This window comes from Paraburkholderia sp. BGA-UO-ETr-F12, assembly GCF_059567945.1.
On the sequence record NZ_JCAQOZ010000012.1, the window covers coordinates 305,603 to 320,365 of the forward strand.

The window sequence follows — 14,763 nt, forward strand, 5'->3', positions numbered from 1 at the left end:
AAGCGTATTTGCGTGTTATTCGGCCGGTCCCGGCGCGAGCACTTCGCGGCTGCCGTTGATGCCCATGGCCGACACCAGACCGGCGGTCTCCATCTGTTCGACCAGACGCGCCGCGCGGTTATAGCCGATGCGCAGCTGCCGCTGCACCGACGAGATCGACGCGCGCCGCGTACGCACCACGAAAGCGACGGCTTCGTCGTACAGCGGATCGGCTTCGGCCTCCGGCGCATCGCCGAACAGGTCCTGCGAAGCGCCTTCCGTGGCCGGACCGTCGAGAATGCCTTCTTCATATTGCGGCTCGCCGAACTGTTTCAGATACTCGACGATCCGATGCACTTCCTCGTCGGCGACGAATGCGCCGTGCACACGCTGCGGGTAACCCGTGCCCGGCGGCAGGAACAGCATGTCGCCCTGGCCGAGCAGCGATTCGGCGCCCATCTGATCGAGGATCGTGCGCGAGTCGATTTTCGACGACACCTGGAACGCCACGCGGGTCGGAATGTTCGCCTTGATGAGGCCGGTGATCACGTCCACCGACGGACGCTGCGTCGCCAGAATCAGGTGGATGCCGGCGGCGCGCGCTTTCTGCGCGAGACGCGCGATCAGCTCTTCGATCTTCTTGCCCGCCACCATCATCAGGTCGGCCAGCTCGTCGATCACGACGACGATCAGCGGCAGCGGCGCGAGCGGCTCGGGTGCTTCCGGCGTCAGCGAGAACGGATTGCCGAGCTTTTTGCCCTTGGCTTCCGTATCGCGGATCTTCTGGTTGAAGCCGGCCAGATTACGCACGCCGACCGCGGACATCAGCCGGTAGCGCTTTTCCATTTCACCGACACACCAGTTCAGCGCGTTGGCCGCCAGCTTCATATCGGTGACGACCGGCGCAAGCAGGTGCGGGATGCCTTCGTACACCGACAGTTCCAGCATCTTCGGGTCGATCATGATGAGCCGCACTTCTTCAGGCGTCGCCTTGTAAAGCAGTGAGCAGATCATGGCGTTGATCGCCACGGATTTGCCCGAGCCCGTCGTACCGGCAACCAGCATGTGCGGCGCTTTCGCCAGATCGGCGACCACCGGATGCCCGGTGATGTCCTTGCCCATCGCCAGCGTCAATTGCGAATGCGAGTTCTGGTAGACGTTGGCTTCGAGGATTTCGGACAGGCGGATCGTCTGCCGCTTGGCGTTCGGCAATTCAAGACCCATGCAGGTCTTGCCGGGAATCGTCTCGACTACGCGGATCGACGTAAGACCGAGGCCGCGCGACAGGTCCTTCATCAGACCGACGATCTGACTGCCGCGCACGCCGAGTGCCGGCTCGATCTCGAAGCGCGTAATGACAGGACCGGCCGAGTGGCCGACCACCGTCACCGGCACCTTGAATTCCTGCAGACGCTGCTCGATCAGCAAGCCGGTTTCGATGAGTTTTTCTTCTGAAACAGGTTCGACGTCGGTGTCGGCGCGCGCGAGCAGATCGAGTGTCGGCAGCTCGACCGTCGACGCCGCCGGCGCGCGGAATTCGAAGCCGTTCGCCGGGGCATGGCCGCGCAGCGGGGTGCGCTGCTGGACTGCGGGATCGGCAGGCTCGGCAGGCTCGGCGGGTTCGGTCGACGGTTCGGTTGCGAAGCGAGGCGCGGAAGGCGTGACAGGAACGGCCGGGGCTGGCGGAGCTGCGGGGATAGTCGGCGTGCTCTGTGCGCTTTGTGCACCCTGTGCAAAAGCCAGCCCGTTAGCGGTTTCGTCGACGCTGGCGGCGGCGCTCACATGCGTGGTCTGGCTCGTGAAGCCGGGGAAGCGAACCACATTTGACGCGTGCGAAGCGACCTCTTGCGGCTGGACGGTCGCTGCGGGGGGCGGGGTGTCTGACGCGTACGAGGCGTTCGACGAGTTCAAATCCTCGGAGAGGTTTGAGCTATCCGGTAGGGCAGGGGCGTCCGTCGTTTCTGCTTCGACTGGTGTGGCCGCTTCGTTCGCGCCTGGGACGTGCCATGGCGGGGTGGCGTAATGCATCGACACGACCTCGGCCGGCGCGACAGCCTCGATCCTGGCCTCCCAAGGCGCCAGCGGTTTATCGATGACGACTTCGCCGATTGGCATTGGCGCGGGCGGCGCGGTATGGTCGGGCGTCGGCTCTTCTTCAAGGGGCGGCGGCACGTCCGCTTGCGCGCTGCTTGCGTGCAACTGGGCGGCGAAGGTTTGAAACGGCGTTGCGGTGCTCGCCGGCGCAGCATGTTGCATGGCTGGCAGCGGTGACGCTGTTTGCGCGTTCGCCTGCGTTTGCGCCGATGGCGGTGTCACTGCTGATGCTGCCGATGCCGTTGTCACTGCCGGTGCCGGTGCCGATGCCGGTGCCGGTGCCGGTGCCGGTGCTGATGCCACCGTCAACGGCGCCTGAATGATCGGCGGCTCAATCGGCCATTGCACGACGGGCTCGCTGTCGTCCGCGATCGGCGTCTCGGATGCCACTTCGATCCGTGTCGTTTCGACCGGTGGTTGCATCGGCGGCAGGTTCGGCGCAGCCTCGGCCGCCTCCTGCAAAGGTGCGTCGGCGCCAAGTGCCGCGCTCACTTCGACTTCGCTTGCGCGTGGCGAAGCCGCGCCAGATTGCGCAGCTTCGACCGCTGGTTCGGCGCTCAACGGATCCGTCGTGACCATCGTGTTTTCGCCGCCGCTGCTGCGCGCGAGGCTGACGCCGGCGATGTCGGTCCAGCGCGCGGCGTTTTCCGCGATGCTACGAAGCGTTTCCTGGACGCTGGCAGGCGGCGTGACTTTCTGCGCGGCGGGCATCGGCCGCGTATAGCTGGGTGCCGGCGTACCGAGCGAAGCCGGACGCCGTGTGGGTTGAGCCGGCGTGACGCCGGTGTGCGTGCGCGGAGCGGGCGGGAACGGCGGTTGGGCCGCCGTGGAGCGACTTCCTTGAGATATGTCGGCCGCTCTACCTTGAGTCGCCGACGGCCGATCCGCGCCGGCCGAAGTGCTCGGCGTGAGACTGGGTGACAAACCGGACGATAAACCGGACGACGGACTGGCGGCCGAACCGGTCGCCATTCGCGCGGCCGCCATGGTATGCAACGCTTGAGCCGCCGACCCCGCCGAACCCGCCGAACCCGCAGCGGGCACGCGCGGCGTCGTTGCGGGCTCACGCAGCCATCCGCTCGGCGCGACCGGCTCGGCTGGCGTCCACGCTGCCTTGTCCGCTTTTAACGGGGGCGTGTGCGCGGGCGTCTGCGCCCGCATCGGCACGGGCCGCGGCGTCTGGCGCGGCGGCGTCCCGATGTCAGTCCGCAGCACCGGCTCTGCCTGCGCCGTCTGGCTGCGCGTCTTCATCACGCCGGCACGCCAGCTTGCCGCCGTGCCGCGCGCCGTTGCCTCCTTGGCCGTTGCCGCCCCCGCGGCGGCGCCGGCCGCAGTGGCGCCACGGCCGCCCGCCGGCGGCCGCCAGACTGTCGGACGCGCGTAACGTCCGTTGCTTTTAGGCGCCATCGTATTGGTGGCCGGCGAGACGTGCGACGGCAAACCGTCATCGACACTGCGATGGCGGCGCGCTTCCTCGTCACGCCGGGCGAGGCCGCGCGACAGCCCGAGGCCGAACGCCCCATCGGCCCACACGGCGACGTCGCGCCAGCGGAAGTCGATCAGCCACGGCAAGCTGATCGCGAGTAGGGCGAGTGCCGCGAGCGGCGTGCCGATATGCCCCAGCAGATGACCGAAGCCCGCCGCCAGCGCGTGGCCGAAACCATTCACGCCGGCCGCGCCGATCAGCGACGCCTCCAGCGTGCAACTCGCCAGCATCACGCAGACGAAGCCGAGCCAGAGGCGGATCGTGCCGGGACCGCGCAAACCTGCGCCGCCCGGCAGCGCCGACTTCACGAGACGCCACAAAAGAGGAATGAACCAGACGGCTGACCCGCCGAACCAGCCGAAAACTACCGTGTGCATACTAGACATCAGCGAATGACGGACCCGCAAAAACGCAATCCGTCGAGTTTAACTGGCGAAGCCCGATGCTTCGAAGGCAAACGCAAGTATGCTTGCGTCGAATGGGAAGGCAGACCGGCACGCGGCCTGCCGTCGGTGAAAAACAACGGCCGCTAGCGGACCCGGCGCGCGTCATGCGGACAGCATCGGTTGCGGCGCCGCATCCGTTGAATCCATTCAGCGGCCCGTGGATGCGTCATTTGGCGTTGTTGCTGAACGTGAGCGTGTCGCCGTTATCGAGTATGAGCTGCATCTGCTGCGGCGCGCGCATCTGGACGCCGGTGCGCTCGATGTGCTGCAGCGCATTGAGATACGGGCCTTCGATCTGGCCGCCCGGCGTCGCGCACGCCATGCGTGTGCCGCCCAGCGTGCCGAAACTCAGCTTGCCGTCTTTGAGCGCATACGAGCCCATGTAGCGGTTGCAGCCGGAAAAGCCGCTGGCGTGGCGCAGGCCTTTGGCGGTGGAGAGTACGAGCGTGATCGGTGCGCCCTGATCGGCGGACGGAAGCGCGCGTGCCGTGCCGTCTGCCTGTTTCCAACTGGTGAGCACCCAACTCGTGTCGTCCAGCAACTGGGTGGCGGCCGGGTTGAACGGATCGGGCGCCGGCGCTTCCGAATCGGGATGCTTCGGCATGGCGCACGCGCTGCATAGCGCGGCGACGCTCAACGCGGCGATGACCGAGCGCGCGTACGGGATGAAGCGCGCAACACGTCGCGGGGAGGCGCTTTGGGGCATGGCGTCGTTCCTCTTCATTCAAACTGGCGAAGGCGTAAGGGTAACGCACTAAGCTCGCCGCACGCGAGCGCAACGGCGTGAGCGGACTTGAACACGTGCGCCGCAGCCTTTCTGCGCGTCCTGCGCACAAATGGCCACGTGGACCCGGCGAGCAAGGCGCGGCGCGGGGTGCGCATGTTAACATCGTGCTCTACCTATTCCCACCCTCATCCGACTTTTATCTGGAGACCTCATGCAGATCGGCCAACGGATCGGCACACCTCTTTCTGAATCCGCCACGCGCGTCATGCTGCTCGGCGCCGGCGAACTCGGCAAGGAAGTGATCATCGCGCTGCAACGGCTGGGCGTCGAAGTGATCGCCGTCGACCGTTATCCGAATGCGCCGGGCCATCAGGTAGCGCATCGCTCGCACGTGATCGACATGACCGATCGCGCCGCGTTGCGCGCGCTGGTGGAGCAGGAGCGCCCGCACCTGATCGTCCCCGAGATCGAGGCGATCGCCACGGACGCGCTCGCCGCCATCGAAACCGACGGCCTCGCCGAAGTGATTCCGACCGCGCGCGCCACGCAACTCACCATGAACCGTGAAGGCATCCGCCGTCTGGCTGCTGAGGAACTCGGCCTGCCGACCTCGCCGTACGCGTTCGCCGATTCGCTCGAGGAACTGCGCGCGGGCATCGCCAAGGTCGGCTATCCGTGCGTCGTGAAGCCGGTGATGTCGTCGTCGGGCAAGGGGCAGTCGGTGCTGAAGAGCGACGCGGATGTCGAACCCGCCTGGCAATACGCGATGGCGGGTGGCCGCGTGAATCACGGCCGCGTGATCGTCGAGGGCTTTATCGACTTCGAATACGAAATCACGCAACTGACCGTACGCGCGATCGATCCGGCGAGTGGCGCGGTCAGCACGTACTTCTGCGATCCGATCGGTCACGTGCAGGTGGCGGGCGACTACGTCGAATCGTGGCAACCCCAGCCGATGAGCCCGCTTGCGCTGGAACGTTCGCGCGACGTGGCGCACAAGGTGACTGCGGCGTTGGGCGGCAGGGGCCTGTTCGGCGTGGAACTTTTCGTGCGCGGCGATGACGTATGGTTTTCGGAAGTCAGTCCGCGCCCGCACGATACCGGTCTGGTCACGCTGTGCTCGCAACGCTTCTCGGAGTTCGAACTGCATGCGCGCGCGATTCTCGGCTTGCCGGTGGACACGTCGCTGCGGGCGCCGGGCGCGTCGGCGGTGATTTACGGCGGTCTGGACGCAACGGCGATCGCTTTCGAAGGCGTTGCCGCGGCGTTGGCTGTGCCGAATGCGGATCTGCGTCTGTTCGGCAAGCCGGAAAGCTTCGTCAAGCGCCGCATGGGCGTGGCGCTGGCCACCGGCGAAACGGTCGACGAAGCCCGTGCGCGCGCGAAACAGGCCGCGGCGGCGGTGCGGCCTGTTTCCACGAAGTAAGGGGCGTCGAAGCGCGTTGCAGGCTTGAGTTGCAACGTATCGAGGTGCCGCGCCAATGAAGTGAAGCACTGCGCGCTCGCCGGGGCAAGACTTGCCGCGCGCGCAGCCTGATTCGTCGAAGTTCGTTGAAGTAGAGGTACGTATGGCCCTGGAGTCCCGCAAGAACTTGCGGTCTGGAGCGCTTGGCCGTCTGGGCGCACTGGGTGTGATACTCGCGCTCTGTGCCGGCGTGACGGGTTGCGGCCTTGCCGCTGCGCCGTGCCGGGTGGCGTCGGCCGGGTTGAAGATCGTGCCGCTGGTTGGGCACGTCGCCGCCGCGCCGACCGATGCCTGCGCCGATGTGATCGATCCCTAAGCGGTTCTCATTGGTTTCACGATAGCTTCGCGAGCGATCGCCATCCGCGGCGCAGCTCAACTGCAACAGCGGATGGAATCCAGGCACGCCGCTCGTACTTGATGTGCAACAACGATCGAGGCATCTCATGAAGAAATGGCTTGTTGCAGCCGCCACGGCAGCGGGTCTTGCGGCGTTGTACGGCAACGTATGGGCCGCGCCGTTGCAACTCTCCGGGATTCAGGCCAGGAGCCGCCAGACGCACAAATACACCTGCGCGACCGGCAAGATTCTGCAGGTGACCTACTGGAACACGGCGAACGGCCAAAGCTTCGCGCTCGTGCCTGTGAAGGGCCAGCAACTGCTGTTCGTCAATACACTCTCGGCTTCCGGCGCGAAGTACCAGGCAGGCAGCTACACCTGGTGGACCAAGGGTCCGCGCGCCGACCTGTACGACGCGACAGACGGTGAAAACGCTCCGCCGCTGCTGTCCGACTGTGTTACTACCAATCTCAATCGCTGAACATGATGCGGCGGCTTTCTTCAACCGCGCCGCCTGCCTTGCCTGACGTTTGTCCCTGCCTTGCGGCGCTGCCCGCCTGCGCGCATCCTTTCCGTTCGAGTAGTAAGCTGTCCGGCGTGGCATCCGCTGCGCCGGCCTGCCATGCCGCGCGCCGCTCGCGTCGCGCCGGCTGTCGTCGTCTTCGATCGTCCGATACCGGACCCCAACGGGCGGGCTCAGAACCCGCGTCCGTTTCATCAAGCGAGACCCCCCATGAAAGCATCGGACCTGTTCGTCAAATCGCTGGAAGCCGAAGGTGTCGAGTACGTGTTCGGCATTCCCGGTGAAGAAAATCTCGATCTGCTCGAATCGCTGCGCCGCTCGAAAATTCGTCTGATTCTGACGCGTCACGAACAGGCGGCCGGTTTCATGGCCGCCACGTATGGGCGCCTCACCGGACGCACCGGCGTGTGTCTGGCCACGTTGGGGCCGGGCGCGACCAACTTCGTGACTGCCGCCGCGTACGCGCAGTTAGGCGGTATGCCGATGCTGATGGTGACCGGGCAAAAGCCGATCAAGTCGAGCAAGCAGGGGCATTTTCAGATTGTCGACGTGGTGCGGATGATGGAGCCGCTCACCAAGTACACGCGGCAGATCGTATCGATCGGCAACATTCCGGCCGCGGTGCGCGAGGCGGTTCGCCAGGCTGAAGAAGAACGGCCCGGCGCCACGCACCTCGAATTGCCGGAAGACGTGGCGCACGAAGAGGGCGATGGCAAGCCGATACCGAAGAGCTACAGCCGCCGTCCTGTGGCCGAAGAAAAAGCCGTGGCGCGTGCGGTCGAGGCGATCACGAACGCGAAGCATCCGTTATTGATGATCGGCGCGGGCGGCAACCGCAAGACCACCACCAAGATGTTGCGCGAGTTCGTCGACCAGATCGGCATTCCGTTCTTCACGACGCAGATGGGCAAGGGCGTGATCGACGAATCGCACCCGATGTGGCTTGGCAACGCGACTTTGTCGGACGGCGACTTCGTCCACCGCGCGATCGACCACGCGGATTGCATCATCAATGTCGGCCACGATGTGATTGAAAAGCCGCCGTTCTTTATGCGCAGCGGCGAAGCGGGCGAGAAGACGGTGATTCACGTCAACTTTCTCGGCGCGGAAGTCGATACGGTGTATTTCCCGCAGATCGAAGTGGTAGGCGACATCGCCAACGCCGTGTGGCAACTCAAGGAAAGTCTCAAGGAGCGCCAGGAGCATTGGGACTTCACCCGCTTCAAGGAGATCAAGCAGCATTTCGAAGCGCATCTGGTCAAAGGCCAGCTGGACGACCGTTTCCCCATGTACCCGGTGCGGATCGTCAACGACGTCTACGAAACCACGCCGGTGGACGGCATCGTGTGTCTGGACAACGGCATGTACAAGATCTGGTTCGCGCGCTACTACCGTGCGCACGAACCGAATTCGCTGCTGCTCGACAACGCGCTGGCTTCGATGGGCGCCGGCTTGCCCTCGGCGATCGCGACCAAGATCGTGCACCCGGACCGCAAGGTCATGGCGGTGTGTGGCGATGGCGGCTTCATGATGAATTCGCAGGAACTGGAAACGGCCGTGCGTCTGCGGCTCGATCTGGTGATCCTGATTTTGCGCGACGACGCGTTCGGCATGATCCGCTGGAAGCAGGAAAACATGAACTTCCCGGACTACGGCATGACACTGAGCAACCCCGATTTCGTCGCGTATGCGCAGAGTTACGGTGCGAAGGGGCATCGTATCGAGTCGGCCGCGGAATTCGCGCCGCTGCTGCGCGAGTGTTTCGCGACCCCAGGTGTGCATGTGATCGATCTGCCGATCGACTACTCGGACAACGAGCGTGTGCTGAATCGCGAGATCAAGCGGCTTTCCGCTCAACTGTGAGCGGAACAGTGAGGGGCGGAGCGGCCATGGGCGGCGACGGGGCATAGCCCTTGCTGACTGCATGGCTGATGTCAGGCATCGAATCAAGGAGAGCGCGTCATGTTGAACAAGACTTACCCGTACTACCTCGCCAACGTTGCGGTAGCCGCCAACACCGATCTCGAAGTCACGGATAAATTCAGCGGCGAAGTGGCGACCCGTGTGGCGATGGCCGACGCGGCGGCGATCGACAAAGCGATCGGCTATGCCGTCGACGCGATGCCGGCGCTGCGTGCGTTTCCGCCGTTCAAGCGCCAGGCCGTGCTCGAACATTGTGTGAAACGGTTCCGTGAGCGTTACGACGAATTGGCGCTCGCGCTGTGCATCGAAGCGGGCAAGCCGATCAACGACTCGAAAGGCGAGGTCACCCGTCTGATCGATACGTTCAAGGTGGCGGCTGAAGAATCGGTGCGCATAGATGGCGAGATCATCAATCTGGAGATTTCACCGCGCGCGAAGGGCTATCACGGCTATGTGAAGCGGGTGCCGATCGGTCCGTGTTCGTTTATCTCGCCGTTCAATTTTCCGCTGAACCTGACCGCGCACAAGGTCGCGCCGGCGATCGCGGCGGGCGTGCCGTTCGTGTTGAAACCCGCGAGCCGCACGCCGGTCGGTGCGCTCATCATGGGCGAGATTCTGGCCGAGACAGACTTGCCGAAAGGCGCGTTCTCGATTCTTCCGGCGCATCGCGACGGTGCCGACCTGTTCACCACCGACGAGCGTTTCAAGCTGCTGTCCTTCACCGGCTCGCCCGCGGTGGGTTGGGAACTGAAGAAAAAGGCCGGCAAGAAAAAGGTGATTCTGGAACTGGGCGGCAACGCGGCGGCGATCGTCGACGGCGATCAGGGCGGCAAGCTCGACTACGTGGTCGAGCGGCTCGCGTTCGGCGCGTTCTATCAGTCGGGGCAGAGTTGTATCGGCGTGCAGCGGATTCTGGTGCACGCGAAGATTTACGACGCGCTGCGCGAGAAACTGATCGCGAAGACGAAGTCGCTTGTCATGGGCGATCCGAAGGACGAAAAGACCTTTGTCGGGCCGATGATTTCCGAATCGGAGTCCAACCGGCTTGGCGGCTGGATGGAAAGCGCGGTGCAGGCGGGCGCGAAGATTGTCGCCGGCGGCAAGGTGGACGGTGCGATGTTCGAGGCCACGCTGCTCGAAGACGTGAAGCGCGATACCGACCTTTATCGCAAGGAAGCCTTCGGCCCGGTGGCGATTCTGGAGCGTTTCGACGATTTCGACGCCGCGCTGGCCACCGTCAACGATAGCGACTTCGGTCTGCAGGCGGGTGTGTTCACCGATTCGCTCGCCCACGCGCATCGCGCGTGGGATCTGCTCGACGTGGGTGGCGTAGTGATCAACGACGTGCCGTCGTTCCGGGTCGACAACATGCCGTATGGCGGCGTCAAAGACTCCGGACTCGGGCGCGAGGGGGTGCGCTACGCGATCGAGGATATGACCGAGATGCGCCTGATGGTCATGCGCGAGACGTGGTAATGGGGTGCGTTCGCTGTCACGCAACTGTCGCGTAGGCGAACTACGCTGCCAGCGAGGCGCGCGGGCGCACCGAGATGTCCGGTGCGCTGCGGGACGTGACGCTGCCGCCCGCGCCGGACCGCAGTCGGCCGGCTTTCGCCGCCGTAAGCAGAAAGCCGGCAGATGCGCCATGAGTGTTTTTGCTGAAGTGCTACAATACCGGCCTTTCCGGCGGGTGTTTCCGCCGGCCGGAGCCGGCCGCATTTTTCCCGTAACACCGACGGGTCCCGTGCGGAACGCCGTGGCTCCGCCTTCATCCTGATGCCCTCTGCGGTTCCGACCGCTGCCGCGCGCACCGCGCCAAGCGCATTTTTAGCGAAAGCCACCATGTCCGACACAGCCGTCACGCCCAGCACTGCGACTTTTGATCAATTCGGTCTCGCGCCCGACATTCTGAAAGCCGTCAAGGAATCGGGCTACACCATTCCTACGCCGATCCAGGCGCAGGCGATTCCTGTCGTGCTGGCCGGTCGTGACGTCATGGGCGCCGCCCAGACCGGTACGGGCAAAACGGCCAGCTTCTCGCTGCCGATCATCCAGCGCTTGCTGCCGCAGGCCAGCACGAGCGCATCGCCTGCCCGCCATCCGGTGCGCGCGCTGATCCTGACGCCCACTCGCGAACTGGCCGACCAGGTGGCGGCGAACGTGCAGTCGTACGCGAAGCACACGGCGCTGCGCAGCGCCGTGGTGTTCGGCGGGGTCGACATGAATCCGCAATCCGAGCAGCTGCGCCGCGGGGTCGAAATTCTGATCGCCACGCCGGGCCGTCTGCTCGACCACGTGCAACAGAAAACCGCCAATCTCGGCCAGGTGCAGATTCTCGTGCTCGACGAAGCCGACCGGATGCTCGATATGGGCTTCCTGCCGGATTTGCAGCGCATCCTGAACCTGCTGCCGAAGGAACGTCAGACGCTGCTGTTTTCGGCCACGTTCTCGGGCGAAATCAAGAAACTTGCCGCTACCTATCTGCGCGACCCGCAGACGATCGAAGTCGCGCGTAGCAATTCGACCGCGACCAATGTGACGCAGATCGTTTATGAGGTTGCCGAAGGCGACAAGACTGCTGCTGTCGTCAAGCTGATTCGTGACCGCGGCCTCAAGCAGGTGATCGTGTTCTGTAACAGCAAGATCGGCGCGAGCCGCCTCGCGCGGAGTCTGGAGCGTGACGGTGTGGTTGCCACGGCGATTCACGGTGACCGTTCGCAGAATGAGCGGATGCAGGCACTGGATGCATTCAAGCGTGGCGAGATCGAGGCTTTGGTGGCGACGGATGTTGCTGCGCGCGGGTTGGATATTGCCGAGCTGCCTGCTGTGATTAATTTCGATCTGCCGTTCAATGCGGAAGATTATGTGCACCGGATTGGGCGCACCGGGCGTGCTGGGGCTTCGGGTGATGCTTTGTCGTTGTGCAGCCCGAATGAGCGCAAGCAGCTTGCCGATATCGAGAAGCTGATCAAGCGGCCTTTGGATGTGCAACGTTTGGTCGTGGATGCGCCGGTGCGGCATCACCATGAAGAGCGTGCGCCGCGGCGTGAACGCGTTGATGGCCGCGCAGAGGGCCGCGAGGAGCGGGGTGGTCGCCGGCGTCCCGGCGCTTCGTCTTCGGGGGCGTTCGATCGGCCGCATCATCATCGGGCACAGCCTGTCGATGACTTTTTCCTCAAGCCTTATGAGCCTTCGGCGGCTTCTTTGAGGAAAGGGGAGGAGGCTGCTGCTTCTGCCTCTACGGCTGCTCCGCAGAAGGCTTCTTCTAAACAGCCGTTGGCTGCGTTGCTGGGTGGGTTTGGGATGCCGAGGAAGTCGTCTTCGTCTTCCTAACGGGGAGCGCTTGGGGCGTTGGCCCCTTGCCCCCTTGCCCCCTTGCCTCGCTGTGTTAATGGTCTTAGTGGTCTATTAGCGTTGCCCCTGTGCGGGGCGGCACTTACTTTCTTTGCCGCCGCAAAGAAAGATAAGCAAAGAAAGCGGCTTCACACCGCAAGCTCATAAGCGGGTCCCCCGCGCAGCCACGGTAGTGGTGCATCTGGAATCTGTCGCCTCGCACATTCAGCTTTAGTGACAAGGCAGTCATACCTCCGGCGGCGCTGCGCGCGCCGTAGCGGTACCTCCTTTTTTACCCCTCCAACTTTCCGCGCATTTGGTTGCGGGCACCTCAATTGTGGTGGGATTATCCTGCCCGCCAACGCCAACGCCAACGCCAACGCCAACGCCAACGCCAACGCCAACGCCAACGCCAACGCCAACGCCAACGCCAACGCCAACGCCAACGCCAACGCCAACGCCAACGCCAACGCCAGCGCCAACGCCAACGCCAACGCCAATCGGTGCTGCCCTTTGCTGCCGTTCCCGGTTCCTCGTTAATTCCCCGTGGACGCGCCAGCCTGCAGCCGACTTATTTCGTTTCCCTTTGGCACTTTTTTGGGGCGCTAATTGTATTGCACTCGCTTCCCCATGCGTTTGGCCCACGCCGTCGTTGCGGCGGCGTAGAAGCCTTCTAGCGTCACGTATTCCTTGTCGCCAATCTCAAGTCCCAAATGCCGCGCGGCTGCGCTTAGGGCGTCAAGTGGCTTGTCTGTTTCCAGCGCGGTTGCGCCGTTCTGCTTGCTGAGTTTTTCGCCCTGATCGTTCGTGACCACAGGGACGTGCAAATACGTCGGCGTCGGCACGCCAAGGCAGTGCTGTAGGTAAATCTGGCGGGCCGTTGAGTCCATCAGGTCCGCGCCTCGCACGATGTGCGTAATGCCCGCGTCCGCATCGTCGACCACCACCGCGAGCTGGTACGCCCACTGGTCGTCGGCGCGCCTCAGGACAAAGTCGCCAACCTCGGTAGCCAGGTTCTGCGTCTGCGAGCCCTGCCAGCCATCTTCGAATGTGATCACCGCCGTGTCGCCGTCAGGTACGCGCAGGCGCCATGCGCGTGCCGGTTTGCCGTGCAGGCCGTTGCGGCAGGTGCCGGGGTAGGCGAGTGTTGTGTTGCGCGCGTGCGCATGCAGCAGCGAATCCGCGATTTCTTTGCGCGTACAGCCGCATGGATAGACGAGGCCGTCAGCCTGCAATTGCTCGAGCGCCTCCTGATAGCGCGCAAAACGATGGCTTTGCCAGACAGGCGGCTCGTCGGCACGCATGCCGAAACGTTCGAGGGTCGACAGAATGTCCTCAGCCGCGCCAGGGACAGTGCGAGGTCCGTCAATGTCTTCGATGCGCACAAGCCACGCTCCGCCATGTGCGCGCGCGTCCAGCCAGCTTGCGAGCGCGCTCACCAGTGAGCCGAAATGCAAGGGCCCGGTAGGCGACGGCGCGAAGCGTCCACGATAGGTCATGGGTTGGATGGGCCTCGCCGCGATCGCGCGAAGGCGCTCGCGCTTATCACGCGACGCGTGCCGCCTTGCTGTCCGGATGGCATGCCGGACATGTCTTGCCTGCCACGTACATTGGCGATTTTTGCGCTTCGGGCGTTACCACCGCGCGGCAGCCGAAGCATTGCGCGGTCGCGGTCGGCTCCAGTTGCGGGTTGAGCGCGGTGCGGTAGTCGAAAACGAAGCAGTCGCCGTGATAGTGCGCGCCGCCGACTTCCTCGAAATACTTGAGGATGCCGCCTTCGAGCTGGTACACGTTCTCGATGCCGACTTCCTTCATGTGGATCGCGGCCTTCTCGCAGCGAATCCCGCCCGTGCAGAACGACACCACCGTCTTGCCTTCCAGATCGGCGCGGTTTTGCTCGATCACTTCCGGAAATTCGCTGAATTTCGTAATGCGGTAGTCGAGCGCGTTGTCAAAGGTGCCGACGTCCACTTCGAATGCGTTGCGTGTGTCGAGCATCACGACCGGGCGGCCCTCGTCGTCATGGCCACGGTCGAGCCAGCCTTTCAGCGTGGGCGCGTCGACGAACGGCGCACGGCCCAGTTCCGGCCGGATGGCCGGCTTTTTCATCGTGATGATTTCGCGCTTGAGCTTGACCAGCATGCGGGTGAACGGCTGCTTGTCAGACAGGCTTTCCTTGAACTGCAGATTGACGAACTTGCCCTCGAAGAGCGCGTCGTGACGGATGTAGTCGATGAACGCGTCTGTGGCTTCACGCGTGCCGGCGACGAACAGGTTGATGCCTTCCGGCGCGAGCAGCACAGTGCCGCGCAAGCCGAGCGTATTGCAGCGCTCAGTGACGTGCGGGCGCCATGCGGCGGTGTCTTCGATAGTCGCGAAATGATACGCGGCGAGATTGACGATACTCATGTGTGTCCAGCGGTAAGAAGTGGCCGGCGGCGCGGAAAATG

At 64.1% G+C, this 14,763-nt stretch carries 11 protein-coding genes; 7 read left to right on the top strand and 4 right to left on the bottom strand.

Going from position 1 to position 14,763, the window contains the following annotated elements:
- Positions 1-15 precede the first annotated feature (15 nt).
- Both AC57B6_RS04955 and AC57B6_RS04960 read right to left on the bottom strand, forming a co-directional pair.
- Positions 16-3,936: an FtsK/SpoIIIE family DNA translocase gene (locus AC57B6_RS04955; protein WP_496420778.1), complete on the bottom strand. Its 3,921-nt coding sequence runs from the start codon at positions 3,934-3,936 to the stop codon at positions 16-18.
- 235 nt (positions 3,937-4,171) lie between these two features.
- Complete coding sequence (locus AC57B6_RS04960; RefSeq protein WP_183799885.1) at positions 4,172-4,711, bottom strand: META domain-containing protein; 540 nt, start codon at positions 4,709-4,711, stop codon at positions 4,172-4,174.
- Between the two features lie 232 nt (positions 4,712-4,943).
- Here AC57B6_RS04960 and purT point away from each other — a divergent pair, with 232 nt between their 5' ends.
- The 7 genes from purT to AC57B6_RS04995 all read left to right on the top strand — a co-directional run bounded on the left by purT (position 4,944) and on the right by AC57B6_RS04995 (position 12,853).
- Positions 4,944-6,158, top strand: a complete 1,215-nt coding sequence (gene purT / locus AC57B6_RS04965) for a formate-dependent phosphoribosylglycinamide formyltransferase (RefSeq protein WP_496420779.1) — start codon at positions 4,944-4,946, stop codon at positions 6,156-6,158.
- A 142-nt stretch (positions 6,159-6,300) separates the two neighbouring features.
- Positions 6,301-6,513, top strand: a complete 213-nt coding sequence (locus AC57B6_RS04970) for a DUF6726 family protein (protein WP_030103150.1) — start codon at positions 6,301-6,303, stop codon at positions 6,511-6,513.
- Positions 6,514-6,640: 127 nt separating this feature from the next.
- Positions 6,641-7,015, top strand: a complete 375-nt coding sequence (locus AC57B6_RS04975) for an MliC family protein (RefSeq protein ID WP_030103149.1) — start codon at positions 6,641-6,643, stop codon at positions 7,013-7,015.
- 252 nt (positions 7,016-7,267) lie between these two features.
- Positions 7,268-8,920 (top strand): acetolactate synthase large subunit, encoded by a 1,653-nt coding sequence (locus AC57B6_RS04980; RefSeq protein ID WP_028196876.1) that lies wholly within the window; start codon positions 7,268-7,270, stop codon positions 8,918-8,920.
- 99 nt (positions 8,921-9,019) lie between these two features.
- Entirely contained in the window at positions 9,020-10,456 is a 1,437-nt protein-coding gene (locus AC57B6_RS04985) for an aldehyde dehydrogenase family protein (protein WP_496420780.1), read from the top strand.
- A gap of 366 nt (positions 10,457-10,822) precedes the next feature.
- Positions 10,823-12,313 (top strand): DEAD/DEAH box helicase, encoded by a 1,491-nt coding sequence (locus AC57B6_RS04990; protein ID WP_028196878.1) that lies wholly within the window; start codon positions 10,823-10,825, stop codon positions 12,311-12,313.
- Between the two features lie 234 nt (positions 12,314-12,547).
- Entirely contained in the window at positions 12,548-12,853 is a 306-nt protein-coding gene (locus AC57B6_RS04995) for a hypothetical protein (protein WP_496420781.1), read from the top strand.
- Positions 12,854-12,918: 65 nt separating this feature from the next.
- Here the strand turns inward: AC57B6_RS04995 and gluQRS are convergent, their stop codons facing one another.
- Both gluQRS and AC57B6_RS05005 read right to left on the bottom strand, forming a co-directional pair.
- Positions 12,919-13,812 carry a tRNA glutamyl-Q(34) synthetase GluQRS gene (gene gluQRS / locus AC57B6_RS05000; RefSeq protein WP_178368833.1) on the bottom strand — a complete coding sequence of 298 codons (894 nt, stop codon included), beginning with the start codon at positions 13,810-13,812 and terminating at the stop codon, positions 12,919-12,921.
- A gap of 46 nt (positions 13,813-13,858) precedes the next feature.
- Positions 13,859-14,722, bottom strand: coding sequence for a sulfurtransferase (locus AC57B6_RS05005; RefSeq protein ID WP_183799872.1), 864 nt, complete (start codon positions 14,720-14,722; stop codon positions 13,859-13,861).
- Positions 14,723-14,763 lie beyond the last annotated feature (41 nt).

What these genes read in the sequence shown, in the direction of transcription:
- purT (WP_496420779.1), top strand. Translation starts at nt 4,944, where the DNA reads ATGCAGATCGGCCAACGGATCGGCACACCTCTTTCTGAATCCGCCACG.
- AC57B6_RS04980 (WP_028196876.1), top strand. Translation starts at nt 7,268, where the DNA reads ATGAAAGCATCGGACCTGTTCGTCAAATCGCTGGAAGCCGAAGGTGTC.
- AC57B6_RS04970 (WP_030103150.1), top strand. Translation starts at nt 6,301, where the DNA reads ATGGCCCTGGAGTCCCGCAAGAACTTGCGGTCTGGAGCGCTTGGCCGT.
- AC57B6_RS04990 (WP_028196878.1), top strand. Translation starts at nt 10,823, where the DNA reads ATGTCCGACACAGCCGTCACGCCCAGCACTGCGACTTTTGATCAATTC.
- AC57B6_RS04960 (WP_183799885.1), bottom strand. Translation starts at nt 4,711, where the DNA reads ATGCCCCAAAGCGCCTCCCCGCGACGTGTTGCGCGCTTCATCCCGTAC.
- AC57B6_RS04985 (WP_496420780.1), top strand. Translation starts at nt 9,020, where the DNA reads ATGTTGAACAAGACTTACCCGTACTACCTCGCCAACGTTGCGGTAGCC.
- AC57B6_RS04955 (WP_496420778.1), bottom strand. Translation starts at nt 3,936, where the DNA reads ATGCACACGGTAGTTTTCGGCTGGTTCGGCGGGTCAGCCGTCTGGTTC.
- AC57B6_RS05005 (WP_183799872.1), bottom strand. Translation starts at nt 14,722, where the DNA reads ATGAGTATCGTCAATCTCGCCGCGTATCATTTCGCGACTATCGAAGAC.
- AC57B6_RS04975 (WP_030103149.1), top strand. Translation starts at nt 6,641, where the DNA reads ATGAAGAAATGGCTTGTTGCAGCCGCCACGGCAGCGGGTCTTGCGGCG.
- gluQRS (WP_178368833.1), bottom strand. Translation starts at nt 13,812, where the DNA reads ATGACCTATCGTGGACGCTTCGCGCCGTCGCCTACCGGGCCCTTGCAT.